This is a genomic window from Mesorhizobium sp. P5_C1, assembly GCF_054049815.1.
The window spans coordinates 1-619 of record NZ_JBFULQ010001347.1 but is presented as its reverse complement, the minus strand read 5'-3'; the positions used below and the strand labels follow the sequence as shown (position 1 = coordinate 619).

1 protein-coding gene is annotated in these 619 nt (G+C 56.4%); it reads right to left on the bottom strand.

What is annotated here, in order from left to right; translation table 11 throughout:
* Positions 1-444: hypothetical protein (locus ACXJ7R_RS35745; protein WP_457155889.1), on the bottom strand; the 444-nt coding region annotated here is incomplete at its 3' end.
* Positions 445-619 lie beyond the last annotated feature (175 nt).

The following is a 619-nucleotide window of genomic DNA, read 5'->3' as shown; positions in this document are numbered from 1 at the left end:
CTCAATAACCGCAGAGAAAGCTGCATTGAAGGTCGTCATGGTGTCGCCGGCAAGGCCGTTACGAGCAGCGTAGTCCTCCAAGGCTTCCTGCGAAACGGTCAAGGTGAACGTGCCACCGTCTTGGTCCCAGACTAGAACCTCTACACCGCCGGCATTTATGTAGGGTTCATTCTTACGCCGATGATCCAGCAGGGTAGCCCCATGTTGCGCCCACAGCTGCTCGCAGTCKTTTGCCCTCAGGCTTGGCGTWCCCGGTTYGCCATAGAAKACCATCGCTGCCCGGACGTCATATCCAAGCACCTCTGCATTGGTGACGAACTGGATGGCGTCCCCAAGGCGAGTGGTGCCGAGCTTGACTTCCGTTTTGCTCGCGAGGTCGATTACACCAATGATTTCGGCTTCGCTATTCCTGGCAGCCAACACCGCACATACAGTCGCGAGCATGTGAGCCTCCGCTAATAATCTTGACCTCCAGGAGCCGGCTTGTTCCCCGCCGCGACTAGCCGACCTGCAAACCAACACGGACAGCCAGCCCAATCGGCCACTGATGCCGTCGAGGAGCGAGAATGCCCGCATTAGTTAAAAAAATAACAAAAGCCTAAAAGACCCTGGTCTAGGT